Annotated in this window: 10 protein-coding genes and 1 pseudogene; 4 read left to right on the top strand and 7 right to left on the bottom strand. The window is 72.1% G+C overall.

The window, feature by feature from the left end; all coding sequences use genetic code 11:
• The first annotated feature begins 16 nt into the window (after window positions 1–16).
• Window positions 17–349 carry a transposase gene (locus tag O145_RS19895; RefSeq protein WP_411265953.1) on the top strand — a complete coding sequence of 111 codons (333 nt, stop codon included), beginning with the start codon at window positions 17–19 and terminating at the stop codon, window positions 347–349.
• A gap of 63 nt (window positions 350–412) precedes the next feature.
• Here O145_RS19895 and O145_RS09160 read toward each other — a convergent pair.
• Both O145_RS09160 and uriH read right to left on the bottom strand, forming a co-directional pair.
• Window positions 413–1,498, bottom strand: a pseudogene (locus O145_RS09160) (Na+ dependent nucleoside transporter N-terminal domain-containing protein); the annotation flags it as partial.
• Between the two features lie 116 nt (window positions 1,499–1,614).
• A complete protein-coding gene (uriH, locus tag O145_RS09155; protein WP_043562374.1) occupies window positions 1,615–2,565 on the bottom strand; it encodes a uridine-preferring nucleoside hydrolase UriH in 951 nt (316 codons plus the stop codon).
• 948 nt (window positions 2,566–3,513) lie between these two features.
• Here uriH and O145_RS09150 point away from each other — a divergent pair.
• Both O145_RS09150 and O145_RS09145 read left to right on the top strand, forming a co-directional pair.
• Window positions 3,514–4,533: a LacI family DNA-binding transcriptional regulator gene (locus O145_RS09150; protein WP_043562373.1), complete on the top strand. Its 1,020-nt coding sequence runs from the start codon at window positions 3,514–3,516 to the stop codon at window positions 4,531–4,533.
• 394 nt (window positions 4,534–4,927) lie between these two features.
• On the top strand, window positions 4,928–5,839 hold the full coding sequence (locus tag O145_RS09145) for a ribokinase (protein WP_043562372.1): 912 nt from the start codon (window positions 4,928–4,930) through the stop codon (window positions 5,837–5,839).
• A 137-nt stretch (window positions 5,840–5,976) separates the two neighbouring features.
• Here O145_RS09145 and O145_RS09140 read toward each other — a convergent pair whose 3' ends face one another.
• Both O145_RS09140 and O145_RS09135 read right to left on the bottom strand, forming a co-directional pair.
• Window positions 5,977–7,584 carry a DUF1593 domain-containing protein gene (locus O145_RS09140; protein WP_043562371.1) on the bottom strand — a complete coding sequence of 536 codons (1,608 nt, stop codon included), beginning with the start codon at window positions 7,582–7,584 and terminating at the stop codon, window positions 5,977–5,979.
• Window positions 7,585–7,702: 118 nt separating this feature from the next.
• The gene (locus O145_RS09135; RefSeq protein WP_043562370.1) at window positions 7,703–9,070 is read right to left on the bottom strand and encodes a hypothetical protein; all 1,368 of its coding nucleotides are present in this window, start codon (window positions 9,068–9,070) and stop codon (window positions 7,703–7,705) included.
• 415 nt (window positions 9,071–9,485) lie between these two features.
• Between O145_RS09135 and O145_RS09130 the strand changes: the two genes are divergently transcribed.
• Entirely contained in the window at window positions 9,486–13,013 is a 3,528-nt protein-coding gene (locus O145_RS09130; protein WP_043562369.1) for an ABC transporter ATP-binding protein/permease, read from the top strand.
• 49 nt (window positions 13,014–13,062) lie between these two features.
• On the opposite strand, the gene O145_RS09125 is transcribed toward O145_RS09130, so the two are convergent.
• From O145_RS09125 to O145_RS09115, 3 genes are read right to left on the bottom strand one after another with little or no spacing between them, the layout of a single operon-like run.
• Window positions 13,063–13,716, bottom strand: a complete 654-nt coding sequence (locus tag O145_RS09125) for an ABC-2 transporter permease (RefSeq protein WP_043562368.1) — start codon at window positions 13,714–13,716, stop codon at window positions 13,063–13,065.
• Window position 13,717: 1 nt separating this feature from the next.
• The gene (locus O145_RS09120; protein ID WP_084682496.1) at window positions 13,718–14,713 is read right to left on the bottom strand and encodes an ABC transporter ATP-binding protein; all 996 of its coding nucleotides are present in this window, start codon (window positions 14,711–14,713) and stop codon (window positions 13,718–13,720) included.
• The gene (locus O145_RS09115; protein ID WP_043562367.1) at window positions 14,689–15,072 is read right to left on the bottom strand and encodes a GntR family transcriptional regulator; all 384 of its coding nucleotides are present in this window, start codon (window positions 15,070–15,072) and stop codon (window positions 14,689–14,691) included. The genes O145_RS09120 and O145_RS09115 overlap by 25 nt, the downstream gene beginning before the upstream one ends.
• Between the last annotated feature and the right edge of the window lie 170 nt (window positions 15,073–15,242).

The following is a 15,242-nucleotide window of genomic DNA, read 5'->3' as shown; positions in this document are numbered from 1 at the left end:
CGAGCAGATCACCCTCATGATGGGTCGCCTGGCGCGCGAGACCGATGAGAAAAAGAAGATCGCGGTCGTCCTGGACAACGCCAGGTTCCACCACGCCAAGGCTTTGAACGATCTTTATGCCCCCGGCCAGGCTCTGGAGCGCATCATGCCTATCTACATGCCCCCGTACGCCCCCGATCACAATCCCACAGAACACGTGTGGAACGCCGCCAAGAACAATATCGCCAACCTCCGGGGGGTCGCCCCGGAGAACACCTTCGCGGCCTTCACCGCCTACATCACCAACCGCACCTTCGACTACGACTTCGAGCACCTCCCAGTCACACCGCCACACACCGATCTTGTTTAATTCCAGCCAGAGCTTGAGTCCCATGATCTGCGACATGTCCCAGCCGGTGGACGGGTCGAGTCCGAGAAGCAGGGCGGGCACGAACATAATGACGCCGAGAATCGACTCCAGGGACAGCGGCGCCCAGAACGCGCCGAGGATCTTGTCGATGAGGGCGGCCAGCGCGACGAAGGTGATGACATTGGCGGTGATAATGAGCACCAGCTTTCCCGCGCCGAGGATGGAGTCGCCGAGGAAGGAGAAGAAGGGCTCCTTGGCGGGCCTGCCCGGCTCCTTCTTGAAGGCCCTGGACAGCATCGCGCCCAGCCCGCCGGAGTTGGCCTTGTCCCGCTGCCGGGTCGCGACCCCGGCGGCCGCGCCGCCTGTCCCGCCGTCGGCCCCGCCATCGGTCTCTGCCCCGGAGGCCGCCGCGGAACCGGCTGCGACGGGGGCGAGCTCGCCCTCGCCCTCGCTCTCGTAGGTGACGATGACATCCTCCTCTGGCGGGACATCCACCGGGTAGAGCAGGGAGGTGACGATGAGGGCGTTGAGGCAGTTGATGGGCACCGCCGTCAGGACGAACTCGGCGGGGACGATCTGGATGTAGGCGGCGAGGATCGAGGCGGTCACGCAGCTCATCGACATCATGGCGATGACGACGTTCCGCGCCGGGTTCATCTTCTGCACCTGGAGCTTGGAGATCGCCAGCGCCTCGGTGTTCCCCAGGAACATCATCTCGATCGAGTAGAAGGTCTCGAACTTGGGCTGGCGGGTGATGAAGCTCAGGCCCCGCCCGACCCACTTGATGACCCACGGCAGGAGGCCGATGTAGGTCAGGATGTCGAAGACGGGGACGACCAGGAGGATCGGGAGCAGCGCGCTGACGATGAAGTTCACGGGCGTGGGGTCCACGCCCTCGGCGCCGACCCAGTTCGCCAGGGCGAAGTTAATGCCCTTCCACGCCACCGAGACGAGCTCGTTGAAGCCCGCGGCCGCGCCCTGGACGGCGGCGCGGCCCCACGGGAAGCTCGTGAGGACCCAGGCGATGACGAGGTTGAGCGCGGTGAGGATTCCGACCGATTGCCAGTGGATCCCCTTGCGGTTGTGGGAGAACAGCCATCCTGCGGTGAGGAAGACGAGGACTCCCAGGATATTGACGGCTAAGAGCATGTGGCGACCCTTCGTGTGAGACGGGAGGTGTGCGGTTGGGGTAAGTAAGTAGGTGTGCGCGGAGGCCGCTACGGGCCGGGCGGCCCTGTTTCGGGGCGGCCCTGTTTCGGGGCGGCTCAGTCCAGGCGGGCGAGGGCGTCGGCGACAAGAGCCCAGAATCGGCCCACATCCAGGCCGACTCCGACCTGAGACGTGCAGGAGCCCCCGACGTCGGGGCTCTCGGCGAGGGCCCGCATGTCGGCCACGGTCATGCCGTAGGTGAGCTCGCCGCGCAGCTCGACGTCGATGGGGCAGCGCCGCGTCGGGATGAGCGCGGGATCGATGACATAGGCGACGGCGCAGGGGTCGTGGGTGGGCGGGTCCGGGAAGGCCTCCTGGTCCTGGTAGGTGGAGCGGAAGAAGTCCATGAGGCCGTTGACGGCGTCGGCGAGCTTGGGGCTGGCCGAGCTGATGGTCTTCTGGACCTCGGAGGTGCACAGGGCCTGGTGGGTGACGTCCAGGCCGATCATGGTCAGCGGCCAGGTCTCGTTGAAGACGATGTGGGCGGCCTCCGGGTCGCACAGGATGTTGAACTCGGCGACGGGAGTCGCGTTGCCCACGCCGTACGCGCCGCCCATGAGCACGATCTCCTTGATGCGCCCCACGATGCGGGGCTCCATGCGGGCCGCCACCGCGATATTGGTCAGGGGGCCGGTGGCGACGACGGTGATCGCCCCGGCCTCGTGGCTCATCACGGTCTCGATGAGCCAGGTCACGGCGTGCTGCTCGGGCAGAGGCCGGCTCGGCTCGGGCAGCTCGACGCCGTCGAGGCCGGTCTCGCCGTGGATGTAGGCCGCGTCGATGGCCTCGCGGACGAGCGGCTTCATGCAGCCGGCGTGGACGGGCATCTCGGGGTGACCGGCAAGCTCGCACAGCGCCCGAGCGTTGTAGGTGACCTTCTCCAGGCTGTGGTTGCCGCCGATGGTCGTGATGCCCAGGAGGTCGATCTCCGGGCTCCCGAGCGCGAGAAGGATCGCGATCGCGTCGTCATGACCCGGATCGCAGTCGAGGATCATCTTGGTGGCCACATGCAACTCCTTTGTAACTGTGACGGTGAATGTGTGTGCGGTGATGGGGTCTCCGACGCGGCTTCGTCACCGCGGTGGAGATCTGGCAGGGGGCTTCGCGCACCGACGAATCGGCGCGCGAAGGGCGGCGCCCTGACTCCCGAAGCGCCGCACACGATTTCTATCACATTTGGAAACGTTTCCACAAGGGGTGGGGGCGGGACGGATCGCGATCGTTGCCCGGAGGCCGCCTCGCGCCCGTCGCACCCGTTCGGGGCGGCGGCACGCCGCCGGGACGGGGGCGACGGCGCGGCCGGGCGGGCGAGGTAGCGTCAGCGCCACGGCCATCGGTCGGCCCGTGCAGTCGTCGCTTGACCCGCACGGTCGTCGTCCTCCTCGCCTCGCCCGTGGCGCCTGAGCAACGGGCTCTCACAATGCGGGGGACGCGGTCGTGGCAGCCGTGTCGCAGGTCGTCCCGGCCAACAGGTCTTCGCAGCGCCGGGCTCGGGCCATCGCCCGGGCACAGCGCCAGCCCGTCCTCAACGAGCCCAGCAGCGCCGGCTTCGAGCTGTACTGGCTGATCGTCACACTCGCCCCGGTCCGGGCCTCGCGACACCGGAGCCCGGAATCGCCGCAGACTATTGGTTCCGGGCGGGTCGGGCCGTCAACGCCGCCGGCGGCCCGCAGCCGGCCCGCGCCCCGGCGCCCGGCCCGCAGTCCCCTCGCCGAGCCCGGTCCGCCTCCGCGCCGGCAGCGGCCCGAAGAGTCCGGGCGCCTGCGATCCACCTGCGTCCGCCTCGGGGGCAGGCCGGGACGGACGTCAAGGCTGCGAGCGGGCGCGGCGCACGACCAAGCGCCCCCGCTCCTTGACTGACGCACCGGGCCGTGCAAGCATCACAGGGAGCCCGGCGTGGAAACGTTTCCCGCCACGAGCTCCCGCCATCGCCGTCCGCAATCGAGGAGACCGCCGTGGGAGCCCCCACCATCAAGGATGTCGCCGCGCTGGCCGGCGTCTCCCTGGGGACGGCCTCCCGCGTCCTGACCGGCCACCCCTCCACCTCGACGCGCTCGCGCGAAAGGGTCATGGCCGCCGCCACCCGGCTCGGCTACACCGTCAACGCCCGGGCCCGCTCGCTGCGAGCCGCACGCTCCGACGTCGTCGCCCTGCTGGTGCCCGACGTGCGCAACACCTTCTTCGCCCAGCTCGCCCACACCGTCCAGGCCGCCCTGTTCGCGCGGGGGCTGACCACAATCATCGGCTCGGCCTCCGAGGACGCCGAGCAGCAGGACGGCTACCTGCGGGCCCTGCTGGAGCAGCGCATCGACGGCGTGATCCTCGCCCCGCAGGGCGACGCCACCCCGGGACTGCGCACGCTCGTGGAGCGGCGGATCCCGCTCGTGTTCGTCGACCGCACGATCACCGCGCTGAACGTGCCCTCGATCGACTCCGACCCCGCCCCAGGGCTGGGAGCAGCCGTCGAGGAGCTGGCCGCCCACGGGCACCGCTCGGTCACCTACGTCGCCGGGCTGCTGGGCTCCCCCACGGGGCGCGAGCGCCTGACCGCATTCGAGCGGGCCGCCGCCCCGCTGCTCCCGCGGGGGTCGGCGCGCGTCATTAGAGCGGAGAACACCGGCGCGCGGTGGCTGGACGAGCTCGACGCGCACCTGGAGACCGGCGCCACCGCGCTCGTCTTCGGCTACTCCCCCCACACGCTCATGGCGATTCGCCACCTTCAGGACACGGGGCGGCGGTTCGGCCGGGACGTCTCGATCATCAGCTACGACGACCTCGAGGTCTTCGACCTCCTGCGCCCCCGACTGACGGTCATCACCCAGCACCCGGTGCGTCAGGCCGAGCGGGCCGTCGACATGCTCTGCGAGGCGATCGACGGCGGTCGCCCCGCCTCCGAGCGCGTGGCCGCCTCACTCATCCGCCGCGACTCCGTAGCCGACCTGTCTGCCCCGGCGCCCGACGCGCCCCGGCCCTGAGTCGCCGCGATCGGTCGTACTCCGCGTCGAGATCGGTTCAAGGAGCCCTGCGGGCGCCTGCCGCCCCGGACGATCTCCGAGCCGTTGGCGACGACCGGCTGCGCGGCCAGCGCCGCCACAGCGCTTACTACGCTCCTTTGTCCCTTACTGTACGAGGAAAAGGAGCGTAGTAAGGAACAAAGGAGCGTAGTAAGCGTCCGCGACACCCTTGACCGCGCGCCGCGGACGTGGCACGCTTCCCCCATTGCGGATGGAAACGTTTCCACCCGCACGAGCCCACCGCCCGCCCCGAATTTCACCGACGAAAGACGGGCAGGCCCCGGACACCGCCTCCGGCCCGGGCATCGGCTAGCCTCCACACCCGACCGAAGCAGAGAAGCAAAGGAGCTCACCAATGGGACGCGTCATCGTCGTCGGTTCCATCAACCAGGACATCACGGTCACGGTCGACCGCTTCCCCCAGCCGGGCGAGACCCTCTCGGGCACCTCCACCACCTACCGCCTGGGCGGCAAGGGCGCGAACCAGGCCGCGGCCGCCGCCCACGGCGGCGCGACCACGCTGTTCGTCGGACGCGTCGGCGGCGACCCCGCGGGCATCACCCTGCGCGAGGACCTGCGCACGCACGGCGTGGACGTCTCCGCCCTGCGCACGGACGAGGAGGTCACCACCGGGATCGCCTTCATCACCGTCAGCGCAGCCGGGGAGAACACGATCATTCTCGACGCCGGGGCCAACGGGTGCGTCACCGGGGAGCAGGCGGCCGCGGCGGTCGAGCTCGCCAAGGACGACGTCGTCGTCCTCCAGGGCGAGATCCCCCCGGCCGCCAATGAGGCCGTCATCGCCTGGACGCACGCGGCCGGGGCGAGGGTCGTCCTCAACCTGGCGCCCGTCTACCCGATCCCGCCGGAGGCCCTGGCGGGCGTGGACGTCCTGGTCGTCAACGAGAGCGAGTGCGGGCTGGTCCTGGGGGCCCCGGCGCCCGAGACGGCCGAGGAGGCCCTGGCCGCAGCGGCGGCGCTGCGCGAGCGGGGCATCGCCCGCGTGCTCATCACGCTCGGCGGGGCCGGCGCGGTGCGGGCCTCGGACGAGGGCGCGGTGCACGTCCCGGCGATCGACCTGGGGCCGGTCGTCGACACCACGGGCGCCGGCGACGCGACGGTCGGCGTGCTCGCGGCGGCGCTCGCCGCGGGATACGACTTCCCGGAGGCGGTGCGCGAGGGCATGCGCGCCGGCTCGACGGCGGTCCTGTCCGCCGGCGCCGCCGCCTCCTACAAGGGCATCGCGCCCGTCTCCCCGCGCTACTGAGAACCCCGGCACCCGGCCATGAGCGCTTTTCGCAGCTCGCCGCGCTCCTGGGCCCAAGGCGCCGAGGCCCGCCCGCCGGTCCACGAGCTCAGGCCGCCCGCCGGTCCCGCAGGCCGCCGCCCGGCCCGCGCCGCCCGTCACGCCACCGTGAGCACGACGCGCTGGTAGCGGGTCAGGGCCGGGGAGCCGGTGTCGGTGCCCTCGGCGATCAGGTGGATGGCCTGTCCCGGCTCGGCGGCCGCCGGGACGGTGACGACGGCGGTGCCGGCGCCGTCGTCCCGAAGCCGCGGAGCCACGGGGCACGGGCTGGCCCCGGCCTCCGGGTAGGCCCACCAGCGCAGGAGCACGTCGTCGCCGTCGGGGTCGGTGGCCGTGGCGGTCAGGGTGACGACCTCGCCGGGGCGCACGGCGCGGGCCAGCCCGCCCTCGGCGGTGGCGGGGGCGCCGGCGACCAGGACGAGCGGCGGGTGGTTGGCGTCCTCGTACCGTGGGGTCACTGACCAGGCGAGCCGGGCGGCGAACTCGTTCTGGACGGCCCGCCACCAGCGGGTCACGTGGTACTCGGGCGGCGCAGGACCGTCGGGGCCGTCGGGGCCGCCAGGAGCATGGTCGACGACGAGCCCGCCGCGCGCGAGCGCCGGCGCCCCCGGTCGGGCGAGGACCGTGCCGGAGGTGAGGGTGTCGGGATGGTCGGGGTCAGGCGTCTGGCGGCCGCCCCAGCCGCCGAAGGCGGCGTCCTCCCAGGAGCGCAGGCCGTTGGGGACGAGCGGGGTGAAGTTGGCGGTGTCGCCCTCGGAGATGAAGGAGCCGGGCTCCTGAAGCGGGCACCAGATCCGGTAGCCCTCGCCGCGCAGCCGCTCCTCGCTCCTGCCGGACTCGCCGAAGTAGTCCTCGGCGTCGAAGCCCGCGGCCATCCGGCGGCCGTCGCCCCACACGCGGTAGGCGGCCCCGAGCGGGCCCCGGGCGCTGACGCTCCTCCGGGTCCACCCGGCGCCGACGAGCCCGCGGTCCCGGACCGCCAGCACCGTGCGGGACAGGCAGCCCCAGGCGGTGGTGGCGACATCGCGGTGCTCGAGCCCCGGCCAGGCCGGGCGGATGTAGCTCTCCAGGGTCGGGTCCTGCTCGCCGAAGGAGGAGATGACGAGGCGGTCGAGGACACGCTGCTTGAGCACCGGCCAGTCAGGGCGCGTCCCCAGCTCCTCCTCAACGCTGCGCAGGGCCCGGGCGATGGTCGACGTCCCGCCCCAGGCCTGGACGAACAGGGGACGGGCGGCGTCGGCCGGCGCGTCGCCGACGGCGGAGGCGGCCAGGGCGCCGATGCCCGCCGGGCCGTCCGGGGTCAGCGCGGTCTCGCGCAGGAGGTCGGCGATGAGGGCGGAGCCGGGGGTGACCTCGTCCATCTCGCCGGCGGCGGCGACATTGCCGGTGCGGACCAGGGACCGCAGGTGGGCGGCCGTGGGGAAGCGGGGGTCGTGGACCCGCAGGGTCTCCTCGACCCTGGCGTAGGCGTCGATGGCCGTGTCGATGTGGAGGGTCTCGCCGGGGGCGGGCCAGCGGTGCGGGGCGATGCCGTGGGCCGGGTCCCCCGCCCAGTGGCAGTCCGATCCCGCGTAGACCAGGCCGCGCAGGTCGATCTCGTTGGCGTGGGTGAGCAGGCGGATCATGGAGTTGAGGCCGTCGGGCCCGGGGACGGTGGTGACGACGACGCGGGGGCGACCTGTGCGGGGGAAGGCTTCCTTGCGCATGGCACGAGCCTGCCACAGGCGCGGGGCCGCCCACGGGCGTCATCACCTGCCGCGCCCCGGGACGAGCCTGCCACAGGCGCGGGGCCGCCCCCCACGCCGGGCGCTGCGGCGGGGGTGCTCAGGAGACGGTGACGCTCCCCGAGGTCGCCCCCGTGGCCGCTCCTCCGTTGGCCGTGGTCACCGTGACGGAGGACGACGAGCCGGCGGTGATGGCGCCGTCGGAGGTGGTGGCGTCCATGGCGAGGGCGAGGGTGCCGCCGTTGGAGCCGGAGGTGCCCCAGCGGTCCTCGTCGGCCCTGGCCAGGCCCCCGGGGGCGGTCAGGGTGCAGCGGGTGAGGGTCGCCCGCGAGGAGGTGTTGGTGACGTAGAGGACCGGGGCGTCCTGGGTGCAGGTGAGGGTCACGTCGCTCAGGGCGAGGGTGGAGACCTCGGTGGCGGCGTCGGAGTCGGCGGCGTCCCCGGACATCGACTGGTAGAGCATGACGCCACCCCTGCTGGAGGCGCTGGTGAGGGTCGAGCCGGAGACGGTGGCGTGGTTCTTTCCCTCGACGACGATCGCCTGCGCCCCGTTGGCCTGGCCGGTCAGGCCGGACACGGTGATCTGGCCGGTGGAGTAGAGGCACGGGGAGCCGTCGCCGTTGGTGGTGAAGGTGTTGGCGCCCTCGACCGTGACGGTGCCCGAGCCGCGGTCGGTGGCGACGGCGGCGCAGTGGGCCCCCTGGGTCTCGATGGTCAGGTCGGAGCCGGTGATGACGCCCGCGTAGGTGGCGTGCAGACCGCGCGAGGACTCCCCGGTGGTGGCGATCGCACAGGCGGTGACCTGCGCAGCGGCGCTGCCGGAGGCGATGACGGCGTTGGCCCCGGAGGCGGCGGTCGTCAGGGTCGTCTCGTTGACGGTGACGGTGGAGCCCTCCCCCACGGCGACGACGGCGGAGTTGAGGCCGTAGAAGTTGTAGGCGTCGTCCACGCCGTGCCGGCCGTCGGTGGAGGCGTCGCCGGACTTGGCGATCCTCGCGTTGGTGATCGACAGGCTGCCGCCGCCCACGACCAGGAAGACCGTCTGGTCCGCGGTGGTGGACTCGAAGGTGCCGCCGTCGATGGTGGCGGTGATGCCGTCCACGAGGTAGGCGCCCGACAGCGTGATCTCCTTGTCCCCGACCTTGCCGGTCCACGAGCCGGGCGACAGCGACGTGTTGGAGGCCGCGGCCTCGTGGTAGGCGGGCGCGACGGCGGCGTCCGCGGCGGCTGTGGCCGTGTCGGTTCCGGCGAAGGGGCCGGTCGCGGTGGAGAAGCCGGAGGGGGCATCCGTCCCGCCCGAGGAGCCGCAGGCCATGAGCGTGCCGGCGGCCGCCAGACCGAGGCCTCCCACCAGGAGGCTGCGGCGGCGCAGGGCGAAGGCGACCCCGGTGTCGGGTATAGCGCCGTCGTCGGGGCGGGACGGTCGGGACGGCGCGAGCGGCGCCGGGGGTGTCGTCAAGGGGGTCATGTGCGTCTCCTCGGTTCGGTGGACTCAAAATGTGCGATGTTGGCGGAGAGCGTCGGGCGGGCGGCGCCGAACGGCCTTCGGACGGTGAGGCCGCGGGCCTCCCGAAGGCCCGCGGCCGCCCGGGCTACGGCGACGGGCTCCACTGTCAATGAGGCGCCTATCAGCCCGGCATCCACCCACCATGAGCCCGCTGTGAATCGCCCGCCCCCTCCGCCGAGATCGGTTCACTTCCGGCTCGACGACGCCGGCAACCGCTCTCCACCTCCGAAGCGGGCGCGCGAGTCGGGCCGCGCGTCCGCGAAGCGGCTCCACCGGGGCCCGGAACCGCTCGCCGTGGGCGCCGACGGCCCGGGCAGCACAACAAACAGAAACGATCGTTGTTGATTGTGCGCCCGCATCGCAGTAGAATCGCAACATGCTGGAGCTGCGGAGGATCACCAAGTCCTACCGCACGGCATCGCTGACCCAGACGGCCCTCGCCGGCGTCACCGTCTCCTTCCGCGACAACGAGTTCGTCGCCGTCCTCGGCCAGTCGGGCTCCGGCAAGACGACGCTGCTCAACGTCGTCGGCGGCCTCGACCACTTCGACTCCGGCGACCTGGTCATCGACGACATCTCCACCAAGGACTTCAAGGACCGCGACTGGGACGCCTACCGCAACAACCGCATCGGTTTCGTCTTCCAGTCCTACAACCTCATCCCCCACCAGTCGGTCCTGGCCAACGTCGAGCTCGCCCTGACCCTGTCCGGCGCCCCCCGCGCCGAGCGCCGCCGCCGCGCGTTGGACGCGCTCGCCGAGGTCGGCCTCGCCGAGCACGCCCACAAGCGCCCCGCCCAGCTCTCCGGCGGCCAGATGCAGCGCGTCGCCATCGCCCGGGCCCTGATCAACGACCCCGAGATCGTCCTGGCCGACGAGCCCACCGGCGCCCTCGACTCCGCCACCTCCGTGCAGGTGATGGACCTGCTGAAGGAGATCGCCCGCGACCGCCTCGTCATCATGGTCACCCACAACCCGGAGCTCGCCCGCCGGTACGCCACCCGCATTGTCGAGCTCGCCGACGGGCGCCTCGTCGCCGACTCCCGCCCCTGCGCCCCGGCCGACGACGGCTCCGAGGCCCGGGCGGCCAGGACCGCCCGGGCCACATCCATGGGGCCCCTGACCGCCCTCGCACTGTCCTTCAGCAACCTGATGACGAAGAAGGGCCGCACGCTCATGACCTCCTTCGCGGGGTCCATCGGCATTATCGGCATCGCCCTCATCCTGGCGCTCGCCAACGGCGTCAACGCCTATATCGCCCGCACCGAGGAGGAGACGCTGACCTCCTACCCGCTGGCCATCCAGAAGACCGGCACGGACATGACGGCGGTGCTGGCCCGGGGGCGGCAGGCCGCGCAGGAGACGGCGACGGCGGCCGCGGGCTCCCCCGGCACGGTGACCACCATCGACTCCTTCGACCAGATGATGGGGTCGAGATCGACCAACGACCTGGCCTCTCTCAAGCAGTACCTCGACTCCGGCGGCGGCGGGATCAGGGACCAGGTCACCTCCATCGAGTACCTCTACGACGTCACCCCGCAGATCTATCTGCCGGACACGAGCTCCGCCATCACCCGGGTCAACCCCGAGCAGGCCTTCGAGCCGCTCAGCGGCGCCATGTCCACCGGGTTCCTGTCCTCGGTCCTGTCCATGGACACCTTCCACCAGATGCCGGCGGAGCCCTCCCTCTACGAGGACCAGTACGACGTCGTCGCCGGACGCTGGCCCGCGGAGGCGGACGAGCTGGCGCTGGTCCTCGATGAGGACGGCACCCTGCCGGACATCTTCGAGTACACCCTGGGCCTGCGCGACCACAGCCGGCTCGACCAGCTGATGCGCGACTACCTCTCCGGCCGGGCCTCCGGCGTGGCGGCCGTGCCGGGGGCGGCCGTGCCCGGAGCCGGCTCGCCGTCGGACCCGGCAGCGCCGACGGGCGCCACCACCGGGCCCGGCGGCGCCACCGGCGCGACCGCCCCGGCGTCGCCGGACCCGGCAGCCTCCGCGACGCCGTCGGCGGACCCGGCAGCCGCCTCGGCGTCGGGCCCGACCAGCTACTCCTACGACCGCCTCATGCAGGTGACCTTCAAGCTCGTGCCCGCCTCCGCCCGCTACCGCCACGACGACACCTACGGCGTGTGGACCGACCGCTCCGACGACACCGAGCTCATGCGGCAGGCGGTCGCCGACGGCGAGGACCTCCGCATCACCGGCATCGTCCGGGCCAGGGACTCCGACAAGATGACCCTGAAGCGGGGGCTGGCCTACACCCCGGCGCTCACCCGGCACGTCATGGACCAGGCGAGCGGCTCCGCGATCGTCCAGGACCAGCTCGCCCACCCGGACACCGACGTCCTGACCGGCAAGACCTTCGCCGACGAGGCCGCCGGCGCCAAGGCCGGCGAGATCGACCTCTCCTCGCTCTTCACCGTCGACACCGACAAGATCCAGGCCGCCTTCCAGCTGGACCCCTCCAAGCTGGACCTCGACCTGTCCGGCATGGACGTGTCCGGCTTCGAGGCCACCGGCATCGGCGACGTCGACCTGTCCGGGCTCGACCTGTCCGCCCTGACCGACAGCGTCCCGGAGATCGACCTGTCGGGGCTCGACCTGTCCAGCGTCTCCTCCCAGGACCTCACCGGCCGCTTCCCCCAGCTCGCCGACGTCGACTACCCGGCCCTCATCCGGGGCGCGCTGGCCGACGGCGCCCTGAGGGAGGGCGCCTCCACCGCCGTGTCGACCATGATGACCGGCGTCATCGCCGGCTTCCAGGCCTACTACGCCCAGCACATCTCCGACGACCCCGACGGCGACGGCCGGGGCCCCGACCTGGCGACCCTCGCCGCCGACTACCTCGCCCAGCCGGACGTCCAGAAGACCATCGCCGACACCCTGGGCTCCGACCAGGTCATCGACTCCGCCCGGCTCACGCAGAACCTCGTGGCGTCCCTGGGCGCCGACCCCGACGTCGGCCGGATCAGCGACGCCGTGCGCGACGAGCTGGTCACCGCTATCGGCCGGCAGGTCGCCGCCTCCGTCACCTCCACCATCGTCCAGACGCTCAGCAGCTCGATCCAGGCCGCCCTGAACAGCGCCATGACCCAGATGATGACGGCGATCCAGGAGCAGATCCGCACGGCCATGCAGGACGCCACGACCCGGCTCGCCACCCAGATGGGCTCCGCGATGGACATCGACGAGCAGGCCTTCAAGGACGCCTTCAGCCTCAACATGGACCAGGAGGATCTCGCCGCCCTCATGGCCTCAATGATGTCGACCGACGTCGCCACCTACGACAAGAACCTCGCCGACCTGGGCTGGGCGGACCCGGAGGTGCCCAGCGAGATCGACCTCTACCCCGCGAGCTTCACCGCCAAGGAGCGGGTCAAGGCCGCTCTCGCCGACTACAACACCGCCCAGGAGAAGGCCGGCGCCCAGGACAGGGTCATCACCTACACCGACCTCGTCGGCCTGCTCATGAGCTCGGTGACCCGGATCGTCGACATCATCTCCTGGCTGCTCATCGCATTCGTGTCGATCTCCCTGGTGGTCTCCTCCATCATGATCGCGATCATCACCTACATCTCCGTCCTGGAACGCAAGAAGGAGATCGGCATCCTGCGCTCGGTCGGCGCCTCCAAGCGCGACATCAGGCACGTCTTCAACGCCGAGACCGTCATCGAGGGGCTGCTGGCGGGCGCGATGGGGGTCGGCATCACGCTCCTGGTGTGCATCCCGGCGAACCTGTTCGTGGAGCGCAGGTTCGGGGTCGCCACGGTCGCCCAGCTGCCGGCGACGGCCGGCGCCGCCCTCATCGGCGTCTCGGTGCTGCTCACCGTCCTGGCCGGGCTCGTGCCCGCCGCCAGGGCCGCCCGCGAGGACCCGGTGGAGGCGCTGCGCAGCGAGTGACCCGGACCTCCGGCCCCATCATCGGCCAGAAGGCCGCCCCGCCGTCGTCCTACAGGCTCCGACGCCGGTAGAGGCGGGTCGCGCACGCGGCGGAGGCGACAAGCAGCGCCGCCGCGACCCCCAGCCCGGCAGGCCCGATGAACGGCCGGCCCGCCCAGTCCAGCAGCGTCGTCGCGAGCCCGGGGAGCCGGCGGACCAGGAGTATGACCCCGAACATGAGGGCCATGGTCGCGCCGTAGGAGAGCACGCCCGTGCGCGCGTGCCCGAGGGCGAGGAAGAGCGGCAGCTGGACCGCGGCGACGGCGCCGACCACCGCCAGGGCCACGCCCGCGACCGCCGCCGTGGACAGCGGAACGGGGCCGGCCTGGGGGCCGCGCACGAGCGAATCGACTCGCGCGACGCCGACGCCCGCCAGGGTCGTGGCTGCGGCGACGAGGGCGACGAGCAGGTAGCGGCCGAGCACGAACTGCGTCCGAGTCACCGGCAGGATCGCGTACATGGCGTCCAGGTGCGCCCGCTCGTCCTGGGCGAACAGGGCGCCGGGCAGGAAGGCCGTCGTCAGGGTGCACACGGCGACGGCCGGCGTCGCCCCGCCCAGGGCGAGGTTCGCCGCAGTGATAATGGCCGCGACGATCGCGAAGTTGCGCAGCGCGAAGGCGTGGGCCGACAGCTCGGCGCGCAGCAGGTTCCACGTGGTGCGCATGTCAGTGCTCCTGGACCGGGGCCGCCGAGGCGGCGGGACGGGAGTGGCGGGCGAGGCCGTCAGACCCCGGACCACGAGTCATGGCGGCAACGGCCTCTTCGATGGAGGGGGGCTCGACGACGACGTCGGGACCGAATGCGGCGGTGTCCGAGACCCTGATGAGTCCGGAGAAGGCGCCCACCCCGTTGCGCCGGGTCCCGGCGAGGGCCGCCTCGGCCGCGGGCGTCAGGGCCGAGACGGGGCCGCGGGCCATGGCCCACTGCTCGGCGAGATCGGTCAGGGGACCGGCGAAGCGGGTGCGGCCGGCCCCGATAATGTGAAGGTGGTCCGCAATCTGCTCCAGGTCGGAGGTGATGTGGGTCGAGAAGAGGATCGTCCGCCCCTCCTCGACGAGGAAGTCGCGGAGGACGTCCAGGACGTCCAGGCGCGCGACGGGGTCCAGGCCCGAGGTCGGCTCGTCGAGGATGAGGAGCTCGGGGCGGTGGGCGAGCGCGAGGACGAGCCGGAGCTTGACGCCCTGACCGCGCGACAGGTCCTTGACCCGCACCCGGGGCGGGACGTCCAGGCGGGCCAGCAGCTCGTCGAAGAGGTCCCGGTCCCAGCCGGGGTAGAAGCGCCCCAGGTTGCGGGCGGCCGAGACGGCCGTCCACTCCGGGGGCAGGGCCATGGTGTCCAGGACGACGCCGATGCGGTCGTGGCGCGCCCCCGGTGCGGCGCCGAGGACGCCGATCGAGCCCGCATCGATGCCAATCATGCCGAGCATCGCCTTGATGGCGGTGGTCTTGCCGGCCCCGTTGGGGCCGACGAAGCCGGTGACCAGGCCGCTCGGCACGCTCATGTCGAGGGGGCCGAGGGTGAAGGCCCCCTGCCTGCGTACGACGGCGTCGAGGCGGACGGCGGGGCCGGGATCGGGACGGCCGGGGCCGCCGTCCGCGCCGGGCGCTGGCTGCGCGGCCCCGGGCACCGGGGCGGTCACTCCGTGTTCAGTGCGTTCCATCGTTGCGTACTCCTTTCGTGGAGGTCGGACAGGTCGAGCCCGGCGAGCCGGGCGGTGGCGACGGCGTCGTCGAGCTGGGCGTCCAGCCGGGCGAGGAGACGCGCGCGGGTCTCGTCCTCGTCCTGGGGCAGGACGAAGCTGCCGCGACCGGCCTGGTTGCCGATGAGGCCCGCGGCGGCAAGGTCGTTGTAGGCGCGGGTGGTGGTGATGAGGGAGACCTCCAGGTCCCTCGCGAGCCGGCGCAGCGAGGGCAGCGGGGTCCCGGCGGGCAGGTCGCCGGACCAGATGGCCTGCCGGATCTGGTCAACGATCTGCTCGTACATGGGCGTCCCGGACGTCCGGGAGAGAACGATGTGCACATGCTGTTTATACCGCACATGTACAGTATGTGCAATAGCATGCGCGACCCCTCGTCGAGACCGCTTCGCCGCGGGCCGGACGCCCGCGCCCAGACGCCGACCCGTCGCGCACCCCGCCCGCCGCCGGGACCCGGAGCAGGCGCATCCGGCCGCCCCACGACCCCGGACCC

This window comes from Actinomyces israelii DSM 43320 (assembly GCF_000711965.1).
GTDB lineage: Bacteria > Actinomycetota > Actinomycetes > Actinomycetales > Actinomycetaceae > Actinomyces > Actinomyces israelii.
This window is presented reverse-complemented; position numbering and strand designations above follow the sequence as displayed.

Bases quoted from the DNA above. Each gene is read 5' to 3' on its own strand.
- O145_RS19895 (WP_411265953.1), top strand. From the start codon at position 17: ATGATGGGTCGCCTGGCGCGCGAGACCGATGAGAAAAAGAAGATCGCG.
- O145_RS09145 (WP_043562372.1), top strand. From the start codon at position 4,928: ATGGGACGCGTCATCGTCGTCGGTTCCATCAACCAGGACATCACGGTC.
- O145_RS09140 (WP_043562371.1), bottom strand. From the start codon at position 7,584: ATGCGCAAGGAAGCCTTCCCCCGCACAGGTCGCCCCCGCGTCGTCGTC.
- O145_RS09135 (WP_043562370.1), bottom strand. From the start codon at position 9,070: ATGACCCCCTTGACGACACCCCCGGCGCCGCTCGCGCCGTCCCGACCG.
- O145_RS09130 (WP_043562369.1), top strand. From the start codon at position 9,486: ATGCTGGAGCTGCGGAGGATCACCAAGTCCTACCGCACGGCATCGCTG.
- O145_RS09125 (WP_043562368.1), bottom strand. From the start codon at position 13,716: ATGCGCACCACGTGGAACCTGCTGCGCGCCGAGCTGTCGGCCCACGCC.
- O145_RS09120 (WP_084682496.1), bottom strand. From the start codon at position 14,713: ATGGAACGCACTGAACACGGAGTGACCGCCCCGGTGCCCGGGGCCGCG.